At 39.6% G+C, this 25,278-nt stretch carries 29 protein-coding genes; 25 read left to right on the top strand and 4 right to left on the bottom strand.

Annotated features, from left to right (window positions below):
• Positions 1–13: 13 nt before the first annotated feature.
• From ACYQ73_RS12345 to ACYQ73_RS12270, 16 genes are all read left to right on the top strand, one after another.
• Positions 14–682: a peptidoglycan DD-metalloendopeptidase family protein gene (locus ACYQ73_RS12345; protein WP_460012770.1), complete on the top strand. Its 669-nt coding sequence runs from the start codon at positions 14–16 to the stop codon at positions 680–682.
• A gap of 295 nt (positions 683–977) precedes the next feature.
• Positions 978–1,238: a sporulation transcriptional regulator SpoIIID gene (locus ACYQ73_RS12340; RefSeq protein WP_049668034.1), complete on the top strand. Its 261-nt coding sequence runs from the start codon at positions 978–980 to the stop codon at positions 1,236–1,238.
• A gap of 490 nt (positions 1,239–1,728) precedes the next feature.
• A complete protein-coding gene (mreB, locus tag ACYQ73_RS12335) occupies positions 1,729–2,724 on the top strand; it encodes a rod shape-determining protein (protein ID WP_053484433.1) in 996 nt (331 codons plus the stop codon).
• Positions 2,725–2,745: 21 nt separating this feature from the next.
• Positions 2,746–3,579: a flagellar hook-basal body protein gene (locus ACYQ73_RS12330; RefSeq protein WP_460012769.1), complete on the top strand. Its 834-nt coding sequence runs from the start codon at positions 2,746–2,748 to the stop codon at positions 3,577–3,579.
• A gap of 24 nt (positions 3,580–3,603) precedes the next feature.
• Positions 3,604–4,443 (top strand): flagellar hook-basal body protein, encoded by an 840-nt coding sequence (locus ACYQ73_RS12325; RefSeq protein ID WP_460012768.1) that lies wholly within the window; start codon positions 3,604–3,606, stop codon positions 4,441–4,443.
• Between the two features lie 47 nt (positions 4,444–4,490).
• Positions 4,491–4,766, top strand: coding sequence for a DNA-directed RNA polymerase subunit beta (locus ACYQ73_RS12320; RefSeq protein WP_460012767.1), 276 nt, complete (start codon positions 4,491–4,493; stop codon positions 4,764–4,766).
• Positions 4,767–4,929: 163 nt separating this feature from the next.
• The gene (gene fabZ / locus ACYQ73_RS12315; protein WP_460012766.1) at positions 4,930–5,367 is read left to right on the top strand and encodes a 3-hydroxyacyl-ACP dehydratase FabZ; all 438 of its coding nucleotides are present in this window, start codon (positions 4,930–4,932) and stop codon (positions 5,365–5,367) included.
• A 229-nt stretch (positions 5,368–5,596) separates the two neighbouring features.
• Positions 5,597–5,980 (top strand): hypothetical protein, encoded by a 384-nt coding sequence (locus ACYQ73_RS12310; RefSeq protein WP_248717834.1) that lies wholly within the window; start codon positions 5,597–5,599, stop codon positions 5,978–5,980.
• 107 nt (positions 5,981–6,087) lie between these two features.
• Entirely contained in the window at positions 6,088–6,453 is a 366-nt protein-coding gene (locus tag ACYQ73_RS12305; RefSeq protein WP_460012765.1) for a hypothetical protein, read from the top strand.
• A gap of 45 nt (positions 6,454–6,498) precedes the next feature.
• Positions 6,499–6,852: a hypothetical protein gene (locus ACYQ73_RS12300; RefSeq protein ID WP_460012764.1), complete on the top strand. Its 354-nt coding sequence runs from the start codon at positions 6,499–6,501 to the stop codon at positions 6,850–6,852.
• The gene (locus tag ACYQ73_RS12295; protein ID WP_460012763.1) at positions 6,809–6,934 is read left to right on the top strand and encodes a hypothetical protein; all 126 of its coding nucleotides are present in this window, start codon (positions 6,809–6,811) and stop codon (positions 6,932–6,934) included. Before ACYQ73_RS12300 ends, ACYQ73_RS12295 begins: the two co-directional genes overlap by 44 nt.
• Positions 6,935–7,054: 120 nt before the next feature.
• A complete protein-coding gene (locus ACYQ73_RS12290) occupies positions 7,055–7,492 on the top strand; it encodes a hypothetical protein (protein WP_460012762.1) in 438 nt (145 codons plus the stop codon).
• A complete protein-coding gene (locus ACYQ73_RS12285) occupies positions 7,407–7,595 on the top strand; it encodes a hypothetical protein (RefSeq protein WP_460012761.1) in 189 nt (62 codons plus the stop codon). The genes ACYQ73_RS12290 and ACYQ73_RS12285 overlap by 86 nt, the downstream gene beginning before the upstream one ends.
• Complete coding sequence (locus tag ACYQ73_RS12280; RefSeq protein WP_460012760.1) at positions 7,592–7,819, top strand: hypothetical protein; 228 nt, start codon at positions 7,592–7,594, stop codon at positions 7,817–7,819. The genes ACYQ73_RS12285 and ACYQ73_RS12280 overlap by 4 nt, the downstream gene beginning before the upstream one ends.
• Positions 7,820–8,002: 183 nt before the next feature.
• The gene (locus ACYQ73_RS12275; RefSeq protein ID WP_460012759.1) at positions 8,003–8,395 is read left to right on the top strand and encodes a hypothetical protein; all 393 of its coding nucleotides are present in this window, start codon (positions 8,003–8,005) and stop codon (positions 8,393–8,395) included.
• A complete protein-coding gene (locus ACYQ73_RS12270) occupies positions 8,331–8,519 on the top strand; it encodes a hypothetical protein (protein ID WP_460012758.1) in 189 nt (62 codons plus the stop codon). The genes ACYQ73_RS12275 and ACYQ73_RS12270 overlap by 65 nt, the downstream gene beginning before the upstream one ends.
• A 41-nt stretch (positions 8,520–8,560) precedes the next feature.
• Here ACYQ73_RS12270 and ACYQ73_RS12265 read toward each other — a convergent pair whose 3' ends face one another.
• Positions 8,561–9,541, bottom strand: a complete 981-nt coding sequence (locus tag ACYQ73_RS12265) for a nuclease-related domain-containing protein (RefSeq protein ID WP_460012757.1) — start codon at positions 9,539–9,541, stop codon at positions 8,561–8,563.
• Positions 9,542–9,643: 102 nt separating this feature from the next.
• Positions 9,644–10,069, bottom strand: coding sequence for a YwpF family protein (locus ACYQ73_RS12260; protein ID WP_460012756.1), 426 nt, complete (start codon positions 10,067–10,069; stop codon positions 9,644–9,646).
• A 123-nt stretch (positions 10,070–10,192) separates the two neighbouring features.
• On the opposite strand from ACYQ73_RS12260, the gene ACYQ73_RS12255 reads away from it, so the two are divergent.
• Both ACYQ73_RS12255 and ACYQ73_RS12250 read left to right on the top strand, forming a co-directional pair.
• The gene (locus ACYQ73_RS12255) at positions 10,193–10,390 is read left to right on the top strand and encodes a hypothetical protein (RefSeq protein ID WP_460012755.1); all 198 of its coding nucleotides are present in this window, start codon (positions 10,193–10,195) and stop codon (positions 10,388–10,390) included.
• 285 nt (positions 10,391–10,675) lie between these two features.
• The gene (locus ACYQ73_RS12250) at positions 10,676–11,098 is read left to right on the top strand and encodes a single-stranded DNA-binding protein (protein WP_460012754.1); all 423 of its coding nucleotides are present in this window, start codon (positions 10,676–10,678) and stop codon (positions 11,096–11,098) included.
• A gap of 259 nt (positions 11,099–11,357) precedes the next feature.
• Here the strand turns inward: ACYQ73_RS12250 and ACYQ73_RS12245 are convergent, their stop codons facing one another.
• Together ACYQ73_RS12245 and ACYQ73_RS12240 are read right to left on the bottom strand one after the other, a co-directional pair.
• Positions 11,358–14,120, bottom strand: a complete 2,763-nt coding sequence (locus tag ACYQ73_RS12245; RefSeq protein WP_460012753.1) for a DEAD/DEAH box helicase — start codon at positions 14,118–14,120, stop codon at positions 11,358–11,360.
• A complete protein-coding gene (locus tag ACYQ73_RS12240) occupies positions 14,117–15,691 on the bottom strand; it encodes a hypothetical protein (protein ID WP_460012752.1) in 1,575 nt (524 codons plus the stop codon). Before ACYQ73_RS12240 ends, ACYQ73_RS12245 begins: the two co-directional genes overlap by 4 nt.
• Positions 15,692–15,890: 199 nt before the next feature.
• Here ACYQ73_RS12240 and ACYQ73_RS12235 point away from each other — a divergent pair, with 199 nt between their 5' ends.
• The 7 genes from ACYQ73_RS12235 (at position 15,891) to ACYQ73_RS12205 (ending at position 25,225) form a co-directional block, all read left to right on the top strand.
• A complete protein-coding gene (locus ACYQ73_RS12235) occupies positions 15,891–16,364 on the top strand; it encodes a transcriptional regulator (RefSeq protein ID WP_460012751.1) in 474 nt (157 codons plus the stop codon).
• 203 nt (positions 16,365–16,567) lie between these two features.
• The gene (locus tag ACYQ73_RS12230; RefSeq protein ID WP_460012909.1) at positions 16,568–17,416 is read left to right on the top strand and encodes a flagellin N-terminal helical domain-containing protein; all 849 of its coding nucleotides are present in this window, start codon (positions 16,568–16,570) and stop codon (positions 17,414–17,416) included.
• Positions 17,417–17,454: 38 nt separating this feature from the next.
• Positions 17,455–17,751: a hypothetical protein gene (locus ACYQ73_RS12225; RefSeq protein ID WP_460012750.1), complete on the top strand. Its 297-nt coding sequence runs from the start codon at positions 17,455–17,457 to the stop codon at positions 17,749–17,751.
• 144 nt (positions 17,752–17,895) lie between these two features.
• On the top strand, positions 17,896–18,786 hold the full coding sequence (locus ACYQ73_RS12220; RefSeq protein ID WP_460012908.1) for a nuclease-related domain-containing protein: 891 nt from the start codon (positions 17,896–17,898) through the stop codon (positions 18,784–18,786).
• Between the two features lie 281 nt (positions 18,787–19,067).
• Positions 19,068–20,339, top strand: a complete 1,272-nt coding sequence (locus tag ACYQ73_RS12215; protein WP_460012749.1) for a nucleotide sugar dehydrogenase — start codon at positions 19,068–19,070, stop codon at positions 20,337–20,339.
• The gene (locus ACYQ73_RS12210; RefSeq protein WP_460012748.1) at positions 20,336–21,052 is read left to right on the top strand and encodes a WecB/TagA/CpsF family glycosyltransferase; all 717 of its coding nucleotides are present in this window, start codon (positions 20,336–20,338) and stop codon (positions 21,050–21,052) included. Before ACYQ73_RS12215 ends, ACYQ73_RS12210 begins: the two co-directional genes overlap by 4 nt.
• A gap of 600 nt (positions 21,053–21,652) precedes the next feature.
• Positions 21,653–25,225, top strand: coding sequence for an S-layer homology domain-containing protein (locus ACYQ73_RS12205; RefSeq protein WP_460012747.1), 3,573 nt, complete (start codon positions 21,653–21,655; stop codon positions 25,223–25,225).
• Positions 25,226–25,278: the final 53 nt, after the last annotated feature.

Genomic DNA, 25,278 nt, shown 5'->3' with positions numbered 1-25,278 from the left:
AGAGGTGATGAAAATGAGAGAGGATAAAAATAGTAAAACTTCTCAAAGTCAACAAGATGAAAAAGTTCAATTACAGAAGAAACCGTGGTTTTGGCCAGCCGTTTACGCTGGTGGGGCTCTAATGCTAGCAGGTATACTGCTTGGTTACAATAGTCTCGTATCAAAAGTAGAAGAGGCTCCGTCAACAAATGTAGCAGAAGTAGATTCAGGTCCTGTAGTTGAAACAAATGCAAAAACAGAAACAATGAAGTACCCATTCAAAGAAGCGAATCTTAGTAAAATTCAAGTTTCACAAGAGTTTTATGAAGTAGAGGCTAATGCAGAGTCACGTGAAAAAGCACTAATGGTATTTAATCAAACATTTACGACATCTTCCGGTATTACTCTTTCTATGAATGGTGAAGAATTTGAAGTACTTGCTGCTCTAAGTGGTAAAGTAAAACAAGTAAAGCTTGATGCATTTACAGGCAATAAAATTGTTATTGAGCATGCAGATGGTAAGGAAACACATTACAGCTCTGTAAAAGACATTGCTGTCAAGGAAGGCGATGAGGTAACACAAGGTCAAGTACTTGGAAAAGCAACTGACAATGAGTGGAACCAAAGCGCTGGCGTAAACTTGCATTTTGAAGTACTAGAAAACGGGAAATATATTAATCCGAAAAAATCACTAGCATTTTAATTTATTTCAGTAGAAGTCTCTCACCTTTATAGGTGGGAGACTTCTACTGGTTTAAGACACTTTTCAGCAGTAACCAAACCTTGGCAAATTGGTGATAGGAAATTCGTAGATTTTTAATATAGTAAATGATAATTTACATTGGAAGAAACGAATACTAAAAAATGCATAAAAAATCGGTACTTTATCGTGAAAATGTAAAACGTGTTCTGAATAGCTTTGTCCTCACATAAGGTGAAGAAATGCGCAGACGTGCATCTGATGCCATTTGTGAAATTGTGTGGAAAGGACGAAGAACGTGCACGAGCACATTCGGAAGCGCTGCATACGCCTCGGTGAATTATTGATTGAGACGCGTGAAACTGTGCGTGTCCTCGCGAAAATGACAGGTTATTCAAAAAGTACGGTGCACAAAGATTTAACAGAGCGACTGCCAACAATTCATGAAGGATTAGCTGAGCAAGTAAAGGAAATACTCGCCTACCATAAGGCCGTACGTCATATTCGCGGAGGAGAGGCAACGAAAAACAAGTGGAAGGAAAGAACGAGTCAAGATTGATTCGTTCTTTTTTGATGCAAAGGACAAGCTTCCTTACATAAAATCGACTCAGCACAAAGTTGGGATAAACATTGCGTATATTAGTTGATTGTAGTAGAGACTTAGCGACTCCTTGGGGATCAGCATCACAGATGAGGCCTTGGAGCGCAGCGAAGCGTGTAGGGGAAAGCATCACGCCCTATAATATCGCCTCGTGACCAACATTCTGCTGTTTGCTATCGCTACGCTTTCGTACAAAAAAACACCTGTTGTCCAGACACCCCCAGGAATGCGCCCAGTCTGAACGGATATCAACACCACTTTAGGAGATGAATCAAAAAAATGCTGAAACGATTTCTTCTTTTCAATAAGTGTTCATATAATTGAAAGAATGCAGTTCAATTAACTAAAATTAGGTGTAATTACCAGTGGTATATGATAAAATATTCTAGATAAACAGATAAAAACGAACGTTATGTAGTTGGAAATGGCGGGAAGGAGAAATTATAAAATGTTTTCGAAAGATATTGGCATTGACTTAGGAACTGCGAACGTATTAATACACGTTAAAGGCAAAGGAATCGTCTTAAATGAACCATCAGTTGTGGCGATCGATAAAAAAACAAATAAAGTATTAGCGGTGGGAGAAGAGGCTCGCCAAATGGTAGGGCGTACACCGGGTAATATTACTGCAATTCGTCCACTACGAGATGGTGTCATTGCAGATTTTGACGTTACAGAAGCGATGCTAAAACATTTCATCAACAAATTAAACGTCAAAGGATTTTTAGCTAAGCCACGTATTTTAATTTGCTGTCCAACAAACATTACTAGTGTTGAACAAAAAGCTATTCGTGAAGCTGCAGAAAAATCAGGCGGAAAAAAAGTATACTTAGAAGAAGAACCAAAAGTGGCAGCTATTGGAGCAGGCATGGATATATTCCAACCTAGCGGCAATATGGTAGTCGATATTGGCGGCGGAACAACAGATATTGCAGTCCTATCAATGGGTGATATTGTAACGAGCGAGTCCATCAAGGTGGCAGGAGACATTTTTGATAATGATATTTTACAATATATTAAAAAAGAATATAAATTGCTAATTGGTGAACGTACTGCAGAAGCCATAAAAATTACAATCGGTACAGTCTTTAAAGGTAGCCGAAATGATTCAATGGACATTCGTGGGCGAGACATGGTAACAGGATTACCACGTACAATAACGATTCACTCTGAGGAGATTGAACGTGCATTACATGAATCGGTTGCTATGATTGTTCAATCTGCTAAAAATGTATTAGAAAAAACACCACCAGAGCTATCAGCAGATATAATTGATCGTGGGGTCATTATTACTGGCGGTGGTGCATTATTACATGGTATGGACCAGCTATTAATCGAAGAGCTAAAAGTACCTGTGTTCATTGCAGAGCAACCTATGGATTGTGTAGCAATTGGTACAGGCATTATGCTTGAAAACATTGATCGAGTGCCCGCATCCTTATAAAAACATAATGAGGTGATTCCTTTGTTTAAAGGGTTTTATACAGTTGCAACTGGTATGATTGCACAACAAAGAAGAACAGAATTACTTACCAACAATCTATCAAATGCGAATACACCAGGATTTAAAGCAGACCAATCAACAATCCGCTCATTTCCTGATATGCTCATGTCAAGTGTAGGAAAAACGAATGCACCTGCTAACCAGCAAGCAGGCTCTCAATATATGAGTCAAGTAGGCGCATTAAATACAGGGATTTATATGCAAGAAACATTACCAAATTACATACAAGGTCAAATCTATAGCACTGATTTTACGACAGATATGGCTTTGATCGATGGAAACTTACCGCAAAATGAAGATGGTACTTCTGGATCTATTTTCTTCCGTTTAGCACATCCAGATGGGGGCGAAGCATATACACGCAACGGGAATTTTACATTAGATGGCCAAGGCTATTTAGTAAATCCACAGGGACTGTATGTGCTATCAGACAGAGGTCAACGCATCCAGCTACCGAATGATGATTTTCGCCTAGATGAGAACGGGGCGATTTATGTCAATAATCAGCAAGTAGCTCGTGTTGGAGTATCATTTTCAGCGAATCCGAACATGCTACGTAAGCAGGATAATGGTTTAATTCGAACTGAAAATGGTGAGAACTTGCCGACAGCTTACGGTGCCAATGGCGTAGCCTTTACACTGCGTCAAAATTTTCTAGAGGGCTCAAACGTAGACTCTAGTCGTACAATGACTGATTTAATGACAGCATATCGCGCTTTCGAAGCTAACCAAAAAGTGTTACAGGCTTACGATCGCAGTATGGAAAAGGCTGCAAATGAAATCGGAAAAGTATAATAGGCAAACTGGAGGCGTTTGAACATGCTACGTACAATGATGACTGCAACAAACACAATGGGGCAATTACAAAATAGACTAGATACAATTAGTAATAACATTGCCAATAGCAGCACACTCGGCTATAAAACACAAGAAGCTACATTTAATGAATTACTTTATCAGCAATATAATAATGACAAGCTAGACCGAGCTGATCGACAATCACCTGTTGGCATCCGTTATGGATCAGGTGCAATGCTTGGACAAATCCAATCAAATCAAAAGCAAGGCTCTCTACAAACAACCAATCGTGACCTTGATTTAGCCTTTACAAAATCAAAGCAATATTTCAATATTTTAATGCCAGATGGTGAAAATGGCACGAAAACAGTGTATACTCGTCAAGGTGACTTTTATTTATCACCATTAAATAATGGAACAGTAATGGTTGTAAATGCAGATGGATATCCATTGGCAAATTCAACAGGACAAGCTATTACATTACCTGATAATGTAAAAAGTTTCGCGATCCGTGATGGAGGCGTATTAGAGGCATCCTATCCAAATGGAGATGTTATTCGTACTGATGTAGCAGTGACAGAGTTCCAAAAGCCACAGCTAATGGAGAAAATTTCTGGCTCCTACGTTGGATTGCCGAATAACCTAGCTCAGCTTGGATATACACAAGCTGAAGTTGTCACTGAATTACGAGGAGCAAATCGTCAGCAAATTGGCATGCAGAACGGTTCGCTAGAAATGTCGAATGTAAATCTTTCAAAGGAAATGACGGATTTAATTCAGACGCAGCGTTCTTATCAATTCAATGCAAGAGCTGTCACTTTAGCTGACCAAATGCTTGGGCTCATTAATGGTATTCGATAGTAAATCCGTTATTACTGTTTAGTAAGTAATGAAGAGGAGTACAATCTATGACAAACGATTCAAGTCGAGGTTCTATGCAAACAAAAGAAACCGATACGCCACCAGAAGAGAAGGAACACGGCTCAAATGGAGAGGTTCGATGGGTGCAAATACGGCTGATTCCGATTTGGCTTCGCGTTGTACTTATTATCATCTTAGTTGTTATTGCCGCAGTTGTAGGTGCAATGTTTGGCTATAGTGTAATTGGACAAGGTAAAGCCATGGACGTTTTCAAACCAGAAACATGGCAGCATATATTTGATATTATGAATGGTAAAGAATAAAATTATTCTTTACCATACTTTGTGTTTACATAAAATATCTTCATTTAGTGGGTGTCCTACACCTACTGAATGAAGATATAGCCTCTGGCGGATGTCATGGATTTTTATTCAAAATCCGGCCGCATTACGCCAAGGCGAAATTGATATTAAGGGGGAAAAGAAAATGTTAACAGCAGAACAAATTCAAGCAATTTTACCGCATCGTTATCCTTTTTTATTCGTTGATCGTATTATTGAATTAGAAGAAGGCAAGCGTGCAGTTGGTTTAAAAAATGTCTCTATGAACGAAGACTTTTTTAATGGACATTTCCCTGGCTATCCAGTAATGCCTGGGGTTTTAATTGTAGAGGCGTTAGCACAAGTTGGTGGTGTAGCATTATTAAATGCAGATGAATTCAAAGGTCGTCTAGCTTTCTTGACGGGTATTGATAATTGTCGTTTCAAGCGCCAAGTAGTACCGGGAGATCAACTTCGATTAGAGGTAGAGTTCGTAAAACTACGTGGAGTAATGGGCAAAGGTCACGGTGTGGCCACAGTCGATGGAGAACTAGTATGTGAAGCGGATATTTTATTCGCTATTGGACCTGAGCAACCAAAATAGGCTTAATTTGCAATTATAGGCTAAAAGATTTAAAATAATGATGTCGAATAATGTCTTTACTGTTAATCTTTTTAATAGTTTATTACATTCAGCACTTTCAGTGACGGGAATGCAGTTAAAGATATCAAGGATTGAGATGTTTTATAAAAATGCAATGGCATATATGTGATTGTGAATTGAAATACATGTAATTTTAGTTTTGTTTTTAAAACGTAGGAGGATTATATAGATGTATAAGGAATTGTCTTCAGGTGTTAAAATTAGCATTACGCGTTCGATTTCAACATCTTTTGAATCATACTTAGCAAGTATTGATTGGAAAGAAGAGCGTTTTTCTATGGAAGACTTTATTGCTAGCTGGCAAACTTATTTTCAAGAAAATGCCGCATGGATCGAAAAAATCCCAGCAGATGTTTTGATGAGTACTGAATTCCATGAAGAGATGGCGCAAAAAATTGATGAAGTAATTGCTAAAATTTTAAATGAAGAACCAACAGCTAAGCAAATTGAAACAATCGAGGCCATGCAAAAAGAGCTAGGTACAAATTATAGCTACAACTGTAAAGCAGAAGCAGCATACGTTGAACAACTATTAAAAGAAAAACAAAAATAGTTTGTAAAAAAATCGGATAGTTCCCTCCTTTCCCGGGCAATCTATGTAGGATCACAAATACACACATTGTATTTGCTGACATAGCATCGAGAAAGGAGGATTTTTATATGTGGAGAATGTCATTTTTGGCAATTATTCTTGCTGCTTTATTCCTTGGAGGTTGTAACTGGGGAAACAAGGCTGTTGAAACAAGACCAGTCGAGAATGTTAAACACGACGTTCGCCGAGGTGTTGAGAAAGTAGAAGACGTTGTAGAGCCGTCTCGAAGAAATACTGTTCTTCCTGAAGCCACAACACCAGGCACTACCGTACCAAGAACTACAACACCAGGTACGACGACAGTACCGGGAACAACAGTACCAGGGACTACTACAACGCCAGGAACAAATGCTGATCTAAATGGTACAAACAACGTACCAAATGCAAACGGTGTTGTTAAAGAAAAGATCGTCGAAGAGAAAGTAACGCGATAATATAAAAAAGAGTGTTTCCATCCAATGGAACACTCTTTTTTCATTTTGAATTCACGAAAGGGAGAAATCCCCGCTCGGGAGAGAAGAATATTCGCAGGAGAGAAAGGTAATACCCGCGGGAGAGAAGAGAATACCCGCGGGAGAGAAGAATATTCGCGGGAGAAAGGGAGATACCCGCGGGAGAAAGGGAGATACCCGCGGGAGAGAGGAGAATACCCGCGGGAGAGAGGAGAATACCCGCGGAAGAGAAGTAAATACCCGCGGAAGAGGAGTGAATACCCGCGGAAGAGGAGTGAATACCCGCGGAAGAGAGGTAAATACCCGCGGAAGAGGAGTGAATACCCGCGGAAGAGAAGTGAATACCCGCGAAGAGAGCGGATACCCGCGGAAGAGAGGTGAATATCCGCGGAAGAGAAGAGAGTACCCGCGGAAGAGAGGAGAATACCCGCGAAGAGAGCGAATACCCGCGGAAGAGAAGTGAATACCCGCGAAGAGAGCGAATACCCGCGGAAGAGAGGTGAATATCCGCGGAAGAGAAGTGAATACCCGCGGAAGAGAAGGAAATACCCGCAGAAGAGGAGTGAATACCCGCGGAAGAGGAGTGAATACCCGCGGAAGAGGAGTGAATACCCGCGGAAGAGGAGTGAATACCCGCGGAAGAGAAGGAAATACCCGCGGAAGAGAAGAGAATACCCGCGAAGAGAGCGAATACCCGCGGAAGAGAAGTGAATACCCGCGAAGAGAGGAGAATACCCGCGGAAGAGAGGTAAATACCCGCGGAAGAGGAGTGAATACCCGCGGAAGAGAAGGAAATACCCGCGGAAGAGAGGAGAATACCCGCGAAGAGAGTGAATACCCGCGGAAGAAAGGGAATTACCCGCGGAAGAAAGGGAAATACCCGCGGAAGAGAGGAGAATACCCGCGGAAGAGAGGAGAATACCCGCGGAAGAGGAGTGAATACCCGCGGAAGAGAAGGAAATACCCGCGGAAGAGAGGAGAATACCCGCGAAGAGAGCGAATACCCGCGGAAGAGAGGTAAATACCCGCGGAAGAGAGGTAAATACCCGCGGAAGAGAGGTAAATACCCGCGGAAGAGAGGAGAATACCCGCGAAGAGAGCGAATACCCGCGGAAGAGAAGTGAATACCCGCGGAAGAAAGGGAAATACCCGCGGAAGAGAAGGAAATACCCGCGGAGAAGGAAATACCCGCGGAAGAGGAGTGAATACCCGCGGAAGAGGAGTGAATACCCGCGGAAGAGAAGGAAATACCCGCGGAAGAGAAGAGAATATCCGCGAAGAGAGCGAATACCCGCGAAGAGAGCGAATACCCGCGGAAGAGAGGGAAATATCCGCGGAAGAGAAGTGAATACCCGCGGAAGAGAAGAGAATACCCGCGGAAGAGAGGTGAATATCCGCGGAAGAGAAGAGAGTACCCGCGGAAGAGAGGAGAATACCCGCGGAAGAGAAGAGAATACCCGCGGAAGAGAGGAGAATACCCGCGAAGAGAGCGAATACCCGCGGAAGAGAAGTGAATACCCGCGAAAGAGAGGTGAATATCCGCGGAAGAGAAGAGAGTACCCGCGGAAGAGAGGAGAATACCCGCGGAAGAGAGGAGAATACCCGCGGAAGAGAGGTAAATACCCGCGGAAGAGAAGGAAATACCCGCGAAGAGAGCGAATATCCGCGGAAGAGAAATGAATACCCGCGAAGAGAGCGAATGCGGAAGAGAAGAGAATATCCGCGGAAGAGAAGGAAATACCCGCGGAAGAGGAGGAAATACCCGCGGAAGAGAGGGAAATATCCGCGGAAGAGAAGTGAATACCCGCGGAAGAGAGGGAAATACCCGCGGAAGAGAGGTGAATATCCGCGGAAGAGAAGTGAATACCCGCGGAAGAGAGGAGAATACCCGCGAAGAGAGCGAATACCCGCGGAAGAGAAGTGAATACCCGCGGAAGAGAGGGAAATATCCGCGGAAGAGGAGTGAATACCCGCGGAAGAGGAGGAAATACCCGCGGAAGAAAGGGAATTACCCGCGGAAGAGAGGAGAATACCCGCGAAGAGAATGAATCCCCCACGCGAAGGTAACGAACCAACCCATTAAATATCCTCAAGAAGAGCGGAAAAATGGCTTCATATTTTCCACTAAATTTTCGGGTAATTGGTAAACACGATTTTTATATGAACCTGTATAGGGAAATTGAAATTTTCTAAGTAAGCGATTTGCAGCATCACTGGAATGAATACCGAAAAATTCACGTAACTGTTTATTGGTGATTGTTGATCCAACTAAGTATCGATAATCTTGTAACGCTTCAGCAAAAATTTCTTCGTTTGCAAATTGACAGTACGAACATCGCCAAATACCGCGAGCATGGTGCATTTGAGATTTATATTGGCATTTCGGACAAAGCACGCCTTGGCGATATCTTGATGAATCAATAGAAGCCGGAATTTTCGATGGCTGATGTCTATTATGGAGTTGTTGTGCAATCTGAGTTAGCTGTTCAGCGCTTAAAATGGTTTGTGTATATTTTTTAAAAAGGGAATGAAGATGTTTTTGAAGTCCTGAAACATGGAAAATCGGAATTGTATTTGGATGACTGGCAATGATAGCAGAGGGGTTAGCAATGATAACCGCACCCTCAATGGGGAGAGAATAGTTTTGAAAAATAACTTTAAGAAATTGCATATGTCGCTGGATCTGAGTAATTGCATTGGGAAATCCTTCGACAGTTCCATCTGGCTTCGTTCGAATACATTGATGAGTAATGTCGTCAAAATCAAGACGTCCGTTAATATTTTTAATTTCAACAACTAGCATAAAATGACTGCAAATGAAAAGCGTATCGAGTTGATGTGAATGCTGAGCAGAATTCATCAGAATTAAATTATGTAACACCAAAAAAGTATAGGGACATACTAATTCAAGCCATTCACGGTCAACTCTTCTTTCACCAGCAAAGCCAGCATCTAATCTTCGAAATTGCTCATTATAATAGCTAAAATCAGGGTCCTTCTCGAACAACCTCTTCTTTAAAGCCTCAAGCCACAATAATTTAAAAGGCTTTTCCCTAATAGCAATATTCAAGTGTAGTTACCTCCTATAATTTTTACATCGTATTTTACCTTAAAATCTCTACCTGTCCAATAAAAAAATAACGATGCAAATTTTTGCATCGTTAAATCGAGTTCAATCATTTTTGAGTTTTGGTCGTTCTTTCATACCGTGTGAGAAGCGGTCCAATAGCTTATCTAACGTAACTCCCTCAGCTAGTAATTCGGCTAGTAATTGCTCGGCATATTTCGAGCGTTTTGTCTTTAGTGTCCCTTTTAAAAGGACAGAGATGTGCTCGCCAATTTCTTGAACTGTATGTACGACAACCTGGAAAGGAGCAGGCTCATTATCTGGAAATGAAATAACCGCACGTACATTAAAGACAGTAGCATTTGCTAAAAGTTCATCAAAAATTGAACGATATTGCCGGTCCATAAACAGTTCGAGAATCCAAGATTGATGGCTGTTCTCCTGGTTAATAATAATACCATCGACTAAAGGGAAAGGTTGCATGCCGTCTTTTGTGACAAGGTCAAAGGAAAGCATCTTAAATGTTTTCATTATGTAAAATCCTCCTAAGTCGGTCATCCTTTTTAGTATAACATATTCAATTAGCCATGTTTTACTTCATTCAGCAAGTGTTTTGGTAGCGAAAGCGAAACGTCAGCAACAACACACGACTGAGTGACGAGCATCATACCGCTGCCGCTACGCTTTCGCGCCAAAACCCAACTGCCGCTGCCGCTACGCTTTCGCGCCAAAACCCAACTGCCGCTGCCGCTACGCTTTCGCGCCAAAACCCAACTGCCGCTGCCGCTACGCTTTCACGCCAAAACCATCTGCCGCCCTAAGCACAAAGCCGAATCCGGACGCATTGTTTAACTGAAGCGACAGCAACAATTACGCCGAGGCATAATTGATGATAGGGTCAATGCTGTGTTTTCGCACAATCTGCAAAAACAGCGAAATTGTATATTTCAACAATTAGCATTTGCTATTACAGCGGAAAGCATTCGGCCCAAAAAATCTTTCAATAAATGAAAAATAAAATACTCAATATACCCAATTTATGATTAAAAAATAAGGGAAATGATAAAAATCGACTTTTGCCAACGGTGGATTAATTTTTGTAAGATGAGAGCAATCAAAAGCAAAGGAGGTGAATCAATGAACCAAGTCGGACTGGTCGGAAGGTTAACAAAGGATCCAGTGTTACGACACTTATCTGGAAATCGCGTGCAAGCACATTTTACTCTAGCCATTAATCGCAATTACAAAAACAGTCGTGGGGAAGTGGATGCTGACTTTATTCTTTGTACAGTATGGGGAAGGCTTGCAGAGCATATCGTCAAATATTGCGGAAAAGGCTCATTAATTGGGGTGAATGGTCGTATTCAATCAAGATCATTTTTAAATGAAGAAAGCACAAAGGTTTTTATAACAGAAGTAGTCGTAGAAGATGTCCGATTTTATCGGCTTAAGCCAAGGGATAGCGATGAGGCGATTGTGCCTCCAAAGCCACCAGATGAGCAGGAAGGCTTAAAGGATTTTGTGCTACCTGAGGCAGAAGTACAATTGCCAGCAATATAGCAGCTCTATTTGGTACATACGGGGCAAGGGACAAGTTGTCTGATCCGCCATTTCCTTCTATTACTTGCGCCGTAATCAATTTTTGAAAGGAATGATGTCTACATTTCATAACGTAGTTCATTGCTGAAGACCGCACAGCAATGAGCATGTTTAACACAACTAAATATGAATATGAAGTAAGTAGGGGAAGAAGTAACAGTAAGATCCACTGAAATAAAAGAGCGCCAAGAACGTTGTGCTCTTGGCGCATCTCACATCTTTAAAAATCGAGCTTCATTAAATCACGGAGTTCGTCATCTTCTAATTCAGTTAACCACTGGCTTGATTGAATTAGTTCTTCTGATAGTGCAGATTTTTGGGCTAGCATTTTATCGATTTTCTCTTCGATAGTACCAATTGTAACAAACTTATGCACTTGTACAAATTGTGTTTGGCCAATTCGATATGCACGGTCTGTCGCTTGATTTTCAACAGCAGGATTCCACCAGCGATCTGCGTGTAATACATGATTTGCTGCTGTTAAATTGAGCCCTGTTCCACCCGCTTTTAAGGAAAGGATAAAGATTGGGAAATCTCCTGCCTGGAACGTCTCTACTAAGCGGTCACGCTGCTGCTTAGGCATTGCACCTGTTAAGAAAGGTGCATCAATATTATATAGTTCACTAAAACAATGCTGTAGTAATTGCCCCATTCCGATATATTGTGTGAAAATGAGGCACTGCTCGCCATTGTCCACGATTTCTGTAGCCATTTGCACGATACGTTCTAATTTTGTAGAACGAGTTAGCATTGATTCGGCATCCTCTAAAGGTTCTTTTAAATACAAGGCAGGATGATTACATAATTGCTTTAACTTACTGAGCATCTTTAAGACGCGTCCCTTCTTTTGAAAGCCTGTTAATTGCTCCAGCTGATCGAGCGTCTCTAATATATATCCTTCGTATAGAGATGCTTGCTCAGTTGTTAATGGGCAGTACTCATGAGACTCTTGTTTATCTGGTAAGTTAAGCTGTAAGTGTGGGTCACGTTTTGTACGACGAAGTAAAAACGCTTGAATTTTTGCACGTAACTTCTGTTTATGTGACTCAGACTCATCTCGTTCTATCGGTAAAATAAATTCTTCATTAAAGCGACCGAAGCTACCTAAATAGCCCTTATGGATAAAGTCAAAAATTGCCCATAGCTCGGATAAACGGTTTTCCACTGGTGTACCTGTTAAAGCAATATGATGCGTCCCTTGTAATTTACGAATGGCCCTTGATTGTAGCGTTTGCATATTTTTAATATTTTGAGCCTCGTCTAGCACAACGGTCGCCCATTCTACTTCCTGTAAAAACTCTGCATCCTGTGATACCGTGCCATAGGTAGATAAAATGACATGTGGTTTTTCTTTTCCTACTAGCTGTTTAAAAGCGTCCTCCTTTGCTCGATTCGCCTGATAATGCGTATGCACACTCAAGGAAGGAGCAAAACGAGCAAGTTCCTTTTGCCAGTTGCCTAGCACAGACGTAGGGCAAATAATGATGGATGGCTTTGTATCCTCAATTGTTTCATAAAGATGAAGTAAATATGAAATAAGCTGAACCGTTTTACCAAGACCCATATCATCAGCTAAGCATGCACCAAAGCCTTGTTCTCGCATGAAGACAAGCCATTCAAAGCCCTCATGCTGATAAGGACGTAATTCTGCCTGCAAAGATGTAGGAACCTGCACAGTAGGGAGTCCTTTTTTTTCCTGCAGCTGCTCCATATAGGATTTAAGCGATTTTTGCAATTCGAATGCAAAAATCGGGTCATCTCGCATTGCATCATCGGCATCCTCTTCTTCAGGAGGTAAGGATAAATCCTCTGGTAGCTCACGGAATAGTAATTCACGAACGGTCCAGCTTTCATCTTCTGCTTGCTGCATTAATGCGCGCATTTCTTGCATCCAGTTCGCATCGACTCGAAACCATTCTGTACCAATACGAATGAATTCGCGTTTCTCATCTACAAGCTTTTTAAATTGCTCAGGTGAAATGGACTGTCCATTCATAGAAAACTGCCATTTGAACGTTAAAATATCATCTAGTCCAGCAACCTTCTTTGTCGCTACATTGCCAGTACTTACGCGAACACGCATTTTTGACTGTTTTAAATCCTTTAGCCAAGCCGGTAATACAACGTCAAAGCCGAGTGCTTGTAATCTTGCTAAATCTTCACGTAAAAATGTTCGAACTTGTAAATCGTCAAGCATAATACGGATAAAAATATCGCTACGTAAATCTTCAATAGAAAGAAGATCTACAATTTGTCCTTGTTGTTGTTCAATAGCATCAGCATACATTTGCCATTTTGCCGGTAGAGCATCAGCAATTGGTAGTGACTGCTTTCGCATAGCTGGCGTCCAGTAGTTTTTGGCTGTAGCCGTACTAAGAACTGTTTCTAAAAGCCAAACATCTGAATCTTCCTCAGGCTCACCTAAGCGTAGGGAGACAGTAACTGCACCTGCCTGTCGTTCCTGCTCTAGTGGCCAACCACCACGCAAGAAAAATGGCATTAGCTTTGGTAAATCAGACAGTACAAGACCTACTTGGGCTAGTTTTTGCTGCACGGCTATTTCTAATAAAGCTGTATCTTCACCGTCTATAGGGAATGTTAGCGCGGAAAAATCATCTGCAATCACTGCGTGTGACCAGAGCGAGGGCTCCTGCCAATACGTTTGTAAAGTAGACGCTTTTTCTAGCCACACCTGACTTTCTGCGTCCGCACCTTGCCAGTCAATAAAAGGATGCAGATAGCGCTGTGAAAAAATATCAAGGAGCTCAGAGGTTGAAACTTCAATCGTACGTTCTGAACGATTGGTTAATAAACCATAGACATTCGCTTCATAGTTAAAAAATAATGAAGAAATGAGTGAGTCCGCTTCCATTGCTGCACCATCAGCAGTAATTCCCTGTAACGTAAAATATCCTTCCTGTGCTGCTTGAATACGAAGCTGTTGTTTTTTTGAAAACGGGGAAGGAGCATTTATAGTCATCATACTAAGTTTCCTTTCTCAATTTCTTCCTGTAATGCACGAAGTCGTTTATACTCTGCACGAATTGTTTGCATATATGTCTCAAAATAAGCAGTTTTACCAGCACGCTTTGCTGCACTGCGCATACTTTTCCAGATTCGTACAGCCTGCTTATAGTTCATGCGTGATTTTTGCGTAATTTCAGTCATGGCGTATAGATGATATAAGGGCAATACTGTTGCAGGCGCAACCTGAAGCACATCTTTTAATCCACACATTTCTAAATATGAAAGGGAGGAGAGATTTAACTGATGGAGGGCTGCCCATTCACGATAACGTTCTTTTTTTATAAGAAAGAACGAAAACGGTTGGAGCCCATAAACACCAAATGCACTATATAATGTGACTTCCTGTTCTTCCGTAAGCTGTATGTCATCGTATAAAAGCTGAAATTGCCTTACATATTGAGCACGCTTTACAACTGGCACTGTTTGCTGTAAAAAGACTTCGGCAAATGGTAGCATCGCATGTAAAATAATGGACTGTGCATGTGATTCGCCAGCACGTTTTGCAAAAGTAGCTAGCTCAAATAGGTCCTGCATATGTTGCCCATCAATATGTGCAATGCTTTCCTGTAATAAACTTTCTTTTTGTAGCAGCACATAAAATAGCAATTTTAATGACTGTAAGGAAATCTCAGGTGAAGGATTCTCAAGGCTATTTATAAGTGCTAATTCCTGTTCACGACGAGGCTTTTCGTAAAAAAGTACTGCCCAAAGCAGCATATATATTTGTAGTCGATCAGCAAATAATCCTTGTCGTTCCAATAAAAATTCTCGAACTAACTCCTGAATCGCATCATAAAATGGATCAGTGGCAAAAAGTCGTGATCGACCCGTTAGCTCCGCCATTATACTTTCGAATGATTGAACACTTTGATCAATAAAATATTTCATATAAGGAGAATCCAAAGAATGTCCTTTTGTTTCATTTAAATGGCGCCATATTGTATTAAAGATGGATAGCTCTATAAAAAGCTTATAAAGTGGCTGCCACTCACGCTCGAAAGGCATATGCCGTTGAAGTCGTTCCAATGCATCTGTTCGTATAGCAGAAAGGCCATACCCTTCTAGAATTCGCCCAGGTGGCAATAAACGTTTCATGACTTCATCAACCATCAATCTCCAGCTTTCCGGACTTCGTTCATCTGCTAATGATTTTAATTGCACTGATTTTTGAGCGCGCCACGCACTTGACCAATTTTGCACCGAATCAAAATACTGATAAAGAGCAAGCAATGAGCCAACCTGATGTCTACACCATTTCAGCTGAGGACAGTTGCAGTGTAGCTCCTCTTTGGCAAAATCAATTTCTACAGTAGCAGGTCTGACATCCTGTACGCTTGCATATAATGTAGAACTCGCTCCATTAAAACGTTCAAAGACAACTGATTTATTCCGCACTGAAAAAACAGCACGACGCACTAGCTCTTCGTCTTCAATAGAGGAAGGATGTAACGCCTGTTCAGCTTCCTGTAATTTGGTAAGGATAAATTCTTGGTGTTCCTTAGCTAATTGGGCAATAGACAATGCCATAACCTCACTCCTTTCAAAATGTATAGCTAGTGAGCATGTGTAAGTATGAAGGAAAAAAGACTGTCCTTCCATTATACGATTAAAATGCGTACATGATAAGCTGAATGATTTGAAATAAAAAAATCAAGGAGAAGATAGTTAACAAGATAATTTATTTGTGTTAAAATCTGAATAATCAGATAAATAGGGAGGGATAAGGATGATGCAAGTTCAATATATGAAGCCATTTTATACAAAAATCACTGGAGATAAACTACGTCTGGTGTTTGCTTATCAATATTTCTCTATTTTAAAAGAGAATGAGATTTTCCATTTCATTCCCATCGAAGGTAAAGAGATGATTATCAACTTGAATACACAACAAATTGAAAATATATCCGAGGTATTTGTTTTCCAGAAAGGGAATCGTTTTATCCGACTGCCATTATATCAATTATTATTAATTACAAATGTTCATGAGCATCTAGCACCGATTCTTGAAAGCGCTACTCCAAAGCCTCAGTTACCACTTGTATCTTCAGTGACTGTTGGTGAAGTAGATCAGCTCATTACAGAATTGGAGCAGCAAAACATTGATAATTTAATAGACCAGGCATTACTAGATCATAATAAAGATCTCTTTTTTGAACTACTACAACAAAAGAGCCACCAACTCGGAGGTTTCGAAAATTGAATACACGGTATTGCAATTAAGCACCTACTTTTCATATGTGAAAAGCAGGTGCTTTTATATGTTGTTAGGTCTAAAGTCTAAAATGTGAAAATGAACTAAAAATCATTACTGTATAGAACCTACTAAATTAGAATACATTACCAAAATAAACTTAAAAGAATCTAACATAGACCGATATAAACAACAATAGGGGTGGTGAAATGATGCTTGGAAAATGGTCAGCAACGGGGTTATCAATTTTAAATAATATGAATAGACATTATGGTGCAATGAACAAGGCAATGCTTCGAATTTCTTCTGGCTATCGCATCAATAGTGCTGCGGATGATCCAGCGGGACTTGCGATTTCCGAAAAAATGCGTGCGCAAATTCGCGGCTTGAACATGGCAGCGAAAAATATCCAGGACGGTATTTCACTTGTTCAAACAGCTGAGGGTGCACTAAATGAAGTACATGATATGATTCAGCGCATGCGTGAGCTCGCAGTCCAGGCGAGCAATGATACTTCGACAGATAGTGATCGGGAGAACCTCGATAAGGAATTTCAAGAATTGAAGAAAGAAATTCAACGCATCTCGAAAGACACTGAGTTTAACACAAAGACATTACTAAATGGGGATTATGCTACAAACGGTATTAAAATTCAGGCAGGTGCCAATGCAGGCCAAAGTATCGAGCTGTTTATTGGCAATATGGGTGCTGGAGCACTTGGCTTGGACGATAAGACATCCATCGCAACTCGAGACGACGCCAACAAAGCAATTTCCACAATGGACGATGCTTTAAAGCACGTATCAAGCGAGCGCTCAAGACTAGGTGCCTACCAAAATCGCCTAGAGCACGCCTATAATGCAAACGTAAACACAGCAGAAAACCTACAAGATGCTGAATCCCGCATTCGCGATGCCGACATCGCAAAAGAAATGATGAACATGGTAAAAGCACAAATCCTAATGCAAGCAAGCCAATACGTACTAGCAATGCACATGCAACAAGCACAATCGATTCTAAAACTACTCGAAAGCGGAACAACGAGGAATCCCCGATACTAAAGGAGATTCCTTTTTTAGTGGGAAACCGCTGATAGAGAGTGGACATCACTGATAAAAATGAAGCAATCGCTGATAAAAAAGTGAGGACCGCTGATAAGAGTGAGATAATCGCTGATAAAAAGGTAAACATCGCTGATAAAAGAGAAATAATCGCTGATAAAGAAGAGAACATCGCTGATAAAAGAGAAATAATCGCTGATAAAGAAGAGAACATCACTGATAAAGGTGAAGCAATCGCTGATAAAGAGGAGGATATCACTGATAAAAATGAAGCAATCGCTGATAAAAAAATGAACATCGCTGATAAAAGTACAACAATCGCTGATAAAAAGTGAAAACCGCTGATAGACATGCTATAATCGCTGAAAGAATCCTAAACTAGCTGATAAACCTATAAAAATTTAAATAGAAAAGGAGAGAATTAATTGCTAGTAAAACCCTTTGCACCATCTCCATTGACAATAGGACTCCAAGCCCTTGTGACTCGGTTACAGCCCACGCACCCACAATATAAAAATTTTCAGCAGGAACTTAAAAATAAAGAAGCAGGCGATTTTGGTGAGCAATATGTTATGAAGGAATTACAGCAAATAGCACTGCTCAACGATTGCTACATTTTCCACAATGTAATACTTCCCTCTGTTCTTCCCATGCAAATTGATATTTTACTCATTGTCCCCAACGCTATCATACTATTAGAAATTAAAAATATTCGAGGAACTGTACATTTTAAAAGTGACCCACGCCAGCTCATTCGTACTTCGGAATCTGGAGAGGTTAACGTTTTTACGCATCCTGAAATTCAGCTTGAACAGTATATTCAAGGTATGAAATATTTCTTAGAAGCTCAACATGTATCTATCCCCATTTATGGAGCTGTTGTTTTTCCTTTTAATAATGTAAATATTCATCGAGAGGACGGACGATTGCCAATTTTAATGGCAAAAGAGCTACCGATATTTCTGCATCAACATTTAAAGAAAGACAAAGAGACAGCAACAATGACAGAAATCAAAAACATTATTTTGTCACATTTGCAAAACAGAACGCCATTTCCGCTTTGCCAATATTATCAAATTGATGTCCTTGCTTTGCGCCGTGGTGTTTATTGTGAAAACTGTGGGGAGTTTGGGATGGAGAAATTGAAAATAGGTTGGCAGTGCCAGATGTGTCAACATCGGTGTCGCGATGCTCATATTCAGGCGCTAAAAGATTATTATATGCTTGTTGGAGAAACGATAACGAATCGTGAATGTCGCGATTTTTTGATGATTGAAAGCGAGCATATAGCAAAACGTACATTACAAAAATTACAACACGAAGCGGATCTAATAAATACTCGAGTTACAAATTGTCTGGTTTATAGATGAATCGCTGATAAACTCCTGAACATCGCTGATAGAACGAGCATAATCGCTGATAAACCCCTGATAATCGCTGATAAAACTCGAAAAATCGCTGATAAACACGCCAAACCGCCACTAACCGACAAAACTTTTGCTAATCGGACACAGAAAATAACTTCAAAATAACAAATTGATTCACACTTTCATTGGAAAGATGTATACTATAATGCAGAACAAAATGCATCACGCATTTAAAGAACATATAACATAACTACTCGTTTTTGAAACGGAAGGAAGAATAGAGAATGACTAAATCAATTTGTGTCGTTGGACTTGGCTACATCGGTTTACCAACGGCTGTAATGTTTGCCAACCACGGCATAAAAGTACATGGGGTGGACGTAAACCCAGCAGCAGTAAAAAGTATTCAAGAGAAAAAACTTCATATTGAAGAAAATGGATTGCAGGAGCGCCTGAACAAAGCAGTAGATGAAGGTTTCTTAACGGCGTCAACGACACCACAGGAAGCGGATGTATTTATCGTTGCTGTTCCGTCGCCAATTAATCCTGATAATACAGCGAATTTAGAATATGTGCGTCAAGCTACGGCTTCGATTGTGCCATTCTTGAAAAAAGGTGACCTTGTCATTCTTGAATCGACAGTACCACCGAAAACTGTAGAGCACATTATGCTACCAGAGTTAATCAAAGCAAATCTTGAATTTGGTGTAGATTTATTTGTATCGCATTCACCAGAGCGTGTTATTCCTGGTCGTATTTTTGAAGAATTAGTGAACAACGACCGTATTGTTGGTGGGATTGATGACAAGTCTTCACAAATGACAAAAGAACTTTATCAAACATTTGTGAATGGTACAATTCACCTTACAGATGCAACTACAGCTGAGTTAGTAAAAGTAATGGAAAACACTTACCGTGATGTAAACATTGCTTTTGCCAATGAGCTTGCAAAATTAGCAGAGAAGTTAGACGTAAACATTTGGGAAGCGATTAAATTTGCGAACTATCACCCACGTGTAAATGTTCACTTCCCAGGCCCAGGTGTAGGTGGTCACTGTATCGCGGTTGACCCTTGGTTCCTAGTTGAGTTAGGTGGGGAGACAGCACAAATTATTCACCTATCTCGTAATACAAATGATAGTATGCCAAGCTTCACAGCACAAAAAACACAAGCAATCTTAAACCAAAACAAAATTGCTGGTGGCAAAGTAGCTGTTCTTGGACTAGCCTTCAAAGGTAACGTAGATGACATGCGCGAAAGTCCATCCACAATCGTTATTGATGAGTTACAAAATCTTGGATTAGAAGTTATTTCATACGATCCACACATTAAAGAAAACAAACATGCTACACAAACACAAAGCTTAGAAGAAGCTACAAAAGACGCAGATATCATCGTTGTACTAACGGATCATAATGAATTCAAAGCATTAGAAGCATCAGAAATTACAGCGAAATCAAAAATCGTCTTCGATACGAAAAACTGCTTAAAACGCGATAAATGGGAAGAAGCAGGCTTCCAGTTCCACCTTTTAGGAGATGCGAAAAACCGATGAAAGAAACAGTACTTGGCATCAATGTCAATACGGAAGGCTACGATGAATTAATGGAGATGGCATTCGAGCGTATTGAAACGAAGCAAAAGGCGCTCGTTGTTGCCATCAATCCAGAAAAGATTATCAAGGCAAAAGAAGACCCTGCTCTAAAGAAGCTACTTAACGAAGCGGAATTTCAAATTCCAGATGGCATTGGTGTTATTCTTGCTTCCAAAATCCAAAAAGGGCAAATTCGTGAACGTGTTACAGGCGTCGATATGATGATGAAGCTTTGCGAGGAAGCGGCAAAACGTGATAAGCCTATTTTCCTTTATGGAGGAAAACCGGGTATTGCAGATGCGGCCAAAGCAAAGCTAGAATCATTATTTCCTTCTATTAAAGTAGTCGGCACACAGGACGGCTATGAAAAGGACGAACAGAAGGTACTTGACCGCATTAATGAAGCACAGCCCGATCTACTTTTTGTAGCGATGGGCAGTCCAAAGCAAGAAAACTGGATTAATGCAAATCGCGATCAATTGCATCCAACCATTTATCAAGGCGTGGGTGGATCATTTGATGTGCTTGCTGGTACAGTTAAACGTGCACCAGAGATTTTCCAAAAATTTGGTCTTGAATGGTTTTATCGATTAATGAAAGAACCTAAGCGTATCAAGCGTCAAATTGCACTTCCATTATTTTTATTGGAAGTTGCAAGGAAGAAACGTCAATAATTTTAAAAATTGGTATTGTCGTTTTAAATTGAAAGTGTTAGACTGTATTTGTATAGGAATTTCCTCTATGAAATAAATAGAATTCCCTGCAAGGAAAAACGGTTGGTAGCCCAAGCGAAAAAAGCTCAAGCATTTATATGCTTGAGCTTTTTTCGTGTCTAGAAATATAATTCTACACTTAAAACATAGATGTATTATCCAAAGATCCCACAGAACATTCATCGAAATGCCCTCCTATTTTACTCCCTTACATTTTCCAAAGAACTAAAAAGAATTACCAATTTTCATATTAATAAAAATGGGTGATGAACCTATAATTGTTTATTATTGTAAAAACAATGAACATTTAAGGGTCGTGTTCCAAATTATTGTTGGAAAAGATGTGTAATAATACTTGAAAAATCAGCTTAAATAGATAACAATGGTAAAAGAGAGTTGCATGCCCATGTTTTTCCGGAAATGAATTAGAAACTTTCCCAAAATATGATTGACAACTTTTAGGTATGCAACTATACTTTTATGTGTAGTTGTTTATTTACTGCATTTCTATGTATTTGTAGTAGAGACATATTTTATGAACTTAGAGGAGGAAATTTTTCAATGGCTAACCAACCAAAGAAATACAAAAAATTCGTAGCAACAGCTGCTACAGCTACATTAGTAGCAGCAGCTATCGTTCCAGTGGCTTCTGCAGCAAGTTTTACAGATGTAACAGACACTAACTCGCACAAAGAGGCAATCAGCAATCTTGTAGACGCTGGTATCATCAAAGGATATCCAGATGGCACATTCAAACCAGACCAATTTGTTTCTCGTGGTCAAGTAGTTAAATTATTAGGTCGCTGGTTAGAAACTGAAGGTTATGAAATTCCAGCTGACTGGGAAACAAAACAACGCTTCAACGATCTACCAGTAACAACTGCTGATAAAGAATTAGTGAAATATGCTGCACTTGCTAAAGATGCAGGCGCATTTAATGGTGCAAACGGCAACTTAAACTACTCACAAAATATGGCACGTCAACAAATGGCAATCGTTTTAGTTCGTGCTATCAAAGAAATCCAAGAAGTAGATCTAGTTAAAGAATACAAAGATGCTAAATTCACGAGCGAAATCTCTGACTTAGGCGGTCTTAATACTGAACAACGTGAAGCAATCACTGCTTTAGAGTTTGCTGAGTTAACAAAAGCAGCTACACTACCAGGTAAAGCATTCAAACCAAATGACACAATTACACGTGCTCAATTTGCGTCTTTCTTAGACCGCACAATGAAACTTGAATTAACAGCTCCTGCAAAAGCTGCTGTAAAAGCTATCAACAGCACAACTGTTGAAGTAACATTTAGCGAAGAAGTTGAAAACGTACAAGCTCTTAACTTCGAAATCAAAGATTTAGAAGTTAAAAACGCAGCTGTAAAACAAACTAACAAAAAAGTTGTTGTTTTAACTACTGCACCTCAAACTGCTGACAAAGAGTACACTGTATCTCTTGGCGGTGAAGAAATCGGTAAATTCAAAGGTATTTCAGCTGTAGTACCAACTAAAGTTGATATCGTTTCTAAATCTGTACAAGGTAAACTTGGTCAACAAGTAACTGTTAAAGCACAAGTTACTGTTGCTGAAGGTCAATCTAAAGCAGGTATTCCAGTAACTTTCAACGTTCCTGGTAACAACAACGATGCTGTTAACCCAACACTTACTGGTGAAGCAGTTACTAATGACGAAGGTATTGCAACTTACACTTACACTCGTTATACTGCAAAAACTGACACTGTAACTGCTTATGCAACTGGTGATCGTTCAAAATTCTCTATCGGTTACGTATTCTGGGGTGTTGATACAATCCTTACAATTACAGATGTAAATGAAGGCACATCTGTTAACAATGGAGCTAATAAAACATATAAAGTTACATTTAAAAATGCTACAACTGGTAAAGCTGAAGCTAATAAAACATTCAACGTTTCTGTATTAGAAAACATTGATGTACCAGCTGACAAATTACAAAATGTAACTGTAAACGGTACTGCAGTGGCTCAATTAAGTAACGGTACTGTAGTTAAAGCAGCACAAATTACTACTGATGCAAAAGGTGAAGCTACATTCACAGTATCAGGTACAAACGCTGAAGTAACACCAGTAGTTTATGAAGCAGCACCTGTTTATGATGCAAATAATAAAGTAACTTCTTATTCTTCAAAATATGAAGCATCAGCATTACAAGCATCAGCTACAAAAGTGAAATTTGCTGCACTTCAAGCTGAATACACTATCGATCTTAAACGTGACGGTGGAGAAGTAGCTGCTATCGGAGATAAAAACGGTGGTCGTAAATATAACATCGTTGTAAAAGATAAAGATGGTAAAGTAGCTAAGAATGAAATTGTAAATGTTGCATTTAACGAAGATATCGACGGAGTAATTGCTACAACTACAAAAGCTAGATTTATTAAAGTAGATGATGATGGTAATCAATCATTCTACACAAAAACTCCTGATAAAGGGAATACAGAAAGTCAAATTACTGTAAAAACAAATGAAAAAGGTGAAGCTTCATTTGTAGTTGGAAGCAGTACACCTAATGATTATGTTACTCCAATTGCATGGATTGATATCAATACATCAAGTGCATCAGACGGTAAATTAGATAAAGGTGAACCATCAACTCTTGGTGCAATTTCATATTTCCAAGAAGAATATCTTGATGGTGCAAAATTAACATCTTATGATGGTGGTACTAAAACAGATAAATTCAAAGATACTGCTGTAGCAACATTTAAACCAGCTCTAACAAACCAAAGTGGTAAAAATTACACTTTAGCTGGTAATGATAAATTCACATCAGTAACTTATACTGTTACAAATACTGGTGCACATGAAATTGTGGTATATGATGTTGCAACTAAAGAGTGGAAAGAGGTTTCTCCAAACCGTAACTTTACAACAACAATCAATAACACAGTAAAAGAACCAAATGTTGTTGATTTACAAGTAAAATCAAAAGATGGAAAAACTACATCAGTAAAAGTAGTAGCTACAGGTAATGCTGAATTCTTTGATAAAAATTCAAATACAACAAAAACGTTTGCATTTACTTCTAAAGAAGCTACTGCAACATTCACAAACACAAGTGAAGTTGGAACTACTTACACTGGTGTTGTAAAATCATTCAATACAGATAAAGAAGAACTAGTAATCAATGATAAAAAACCAGTTAAATATGCTGGTGAATCTGGTAAAACTTATGTATACAAAGGTTTAGGTTCATCAACAATTAGTGATGCTGATGCATTCATCGATATTATTAAGAAAGCTGAAGTTACTGTAACTTACAATTTAGAAGGTAACACAGTAACATTCACTGTTATTAACATTAATAATAATGGTACTACACCTACAGATACTGCAGGAGCAGAAAAAGCAGAAGCAGCAAAAGCTTTAGATGCAGCAATTAAAGCAGAAGAAACTGCTGCCTTAAAAGAAGCAGACTACACTGCAGCTTCTTGGACAGTATATTCTGATGCATTAAAAGCAGCAAAAGCTGTAGACGTAAAAACAGCTTCAACTAAAGATATTAAAAAAGCAACTGATGCTTTAGCTACTGCTAAAAAAGACTTAAAACCATCTGCAACATCAGAAGCAGATAAAGCTGCAGCAAAAACAGCTTTAGCTGATGCAATTAAAGCTGTTAAAGAAGCAGATTATAAATCTCCTGCAGCTGCAAAAGCATTTGTAAAAGTTGCAACTGATGTATTAGACAACTCAACTTCTACAAAAGCTGATTATGAAAAAGCAAAAGCTGAATTAGAAGCTAATCTTGCAACATTAGACAAAGTAGTAGTACTTGTTGATCCAGCTACTCCAACAGCTACAGCTACAGTAGATGCTGCTGGTAAAATTGTTACAGTTACATTCTCTACAAACGTAACACTTGAAGTTGGTCAAGAAATTACAATTGATGGTAAAAAAGGTACTGTTGCTACAGCAGGCGCTGACAAAGCAACAATCACATTTGCAGTAGCTCCTGCAAATGCAGCTGCAGAGACAGCTACAGAGACAATTAAAGTTAAAGTGGCTAAAACTACTACAACTAATGAAAAAGATTTCACATATACTGTGAAATTTGATCCAACAGCAACACCTGATAAACAATGGACAGTAACTTCTAAATAAAACTAAACGAAACGTTACTTTATAAACTAGCTTGCTAGTGAAATAAGTAGTTG

Source organism: Lysinibacillus sp. CTST325, assembly GCF_054665055.1.
The sequence above is the reverse complement of the archived record's forward strand: the minus strand, read 5'-3'. Positions and strand labels throughout refer to the sequence as shown.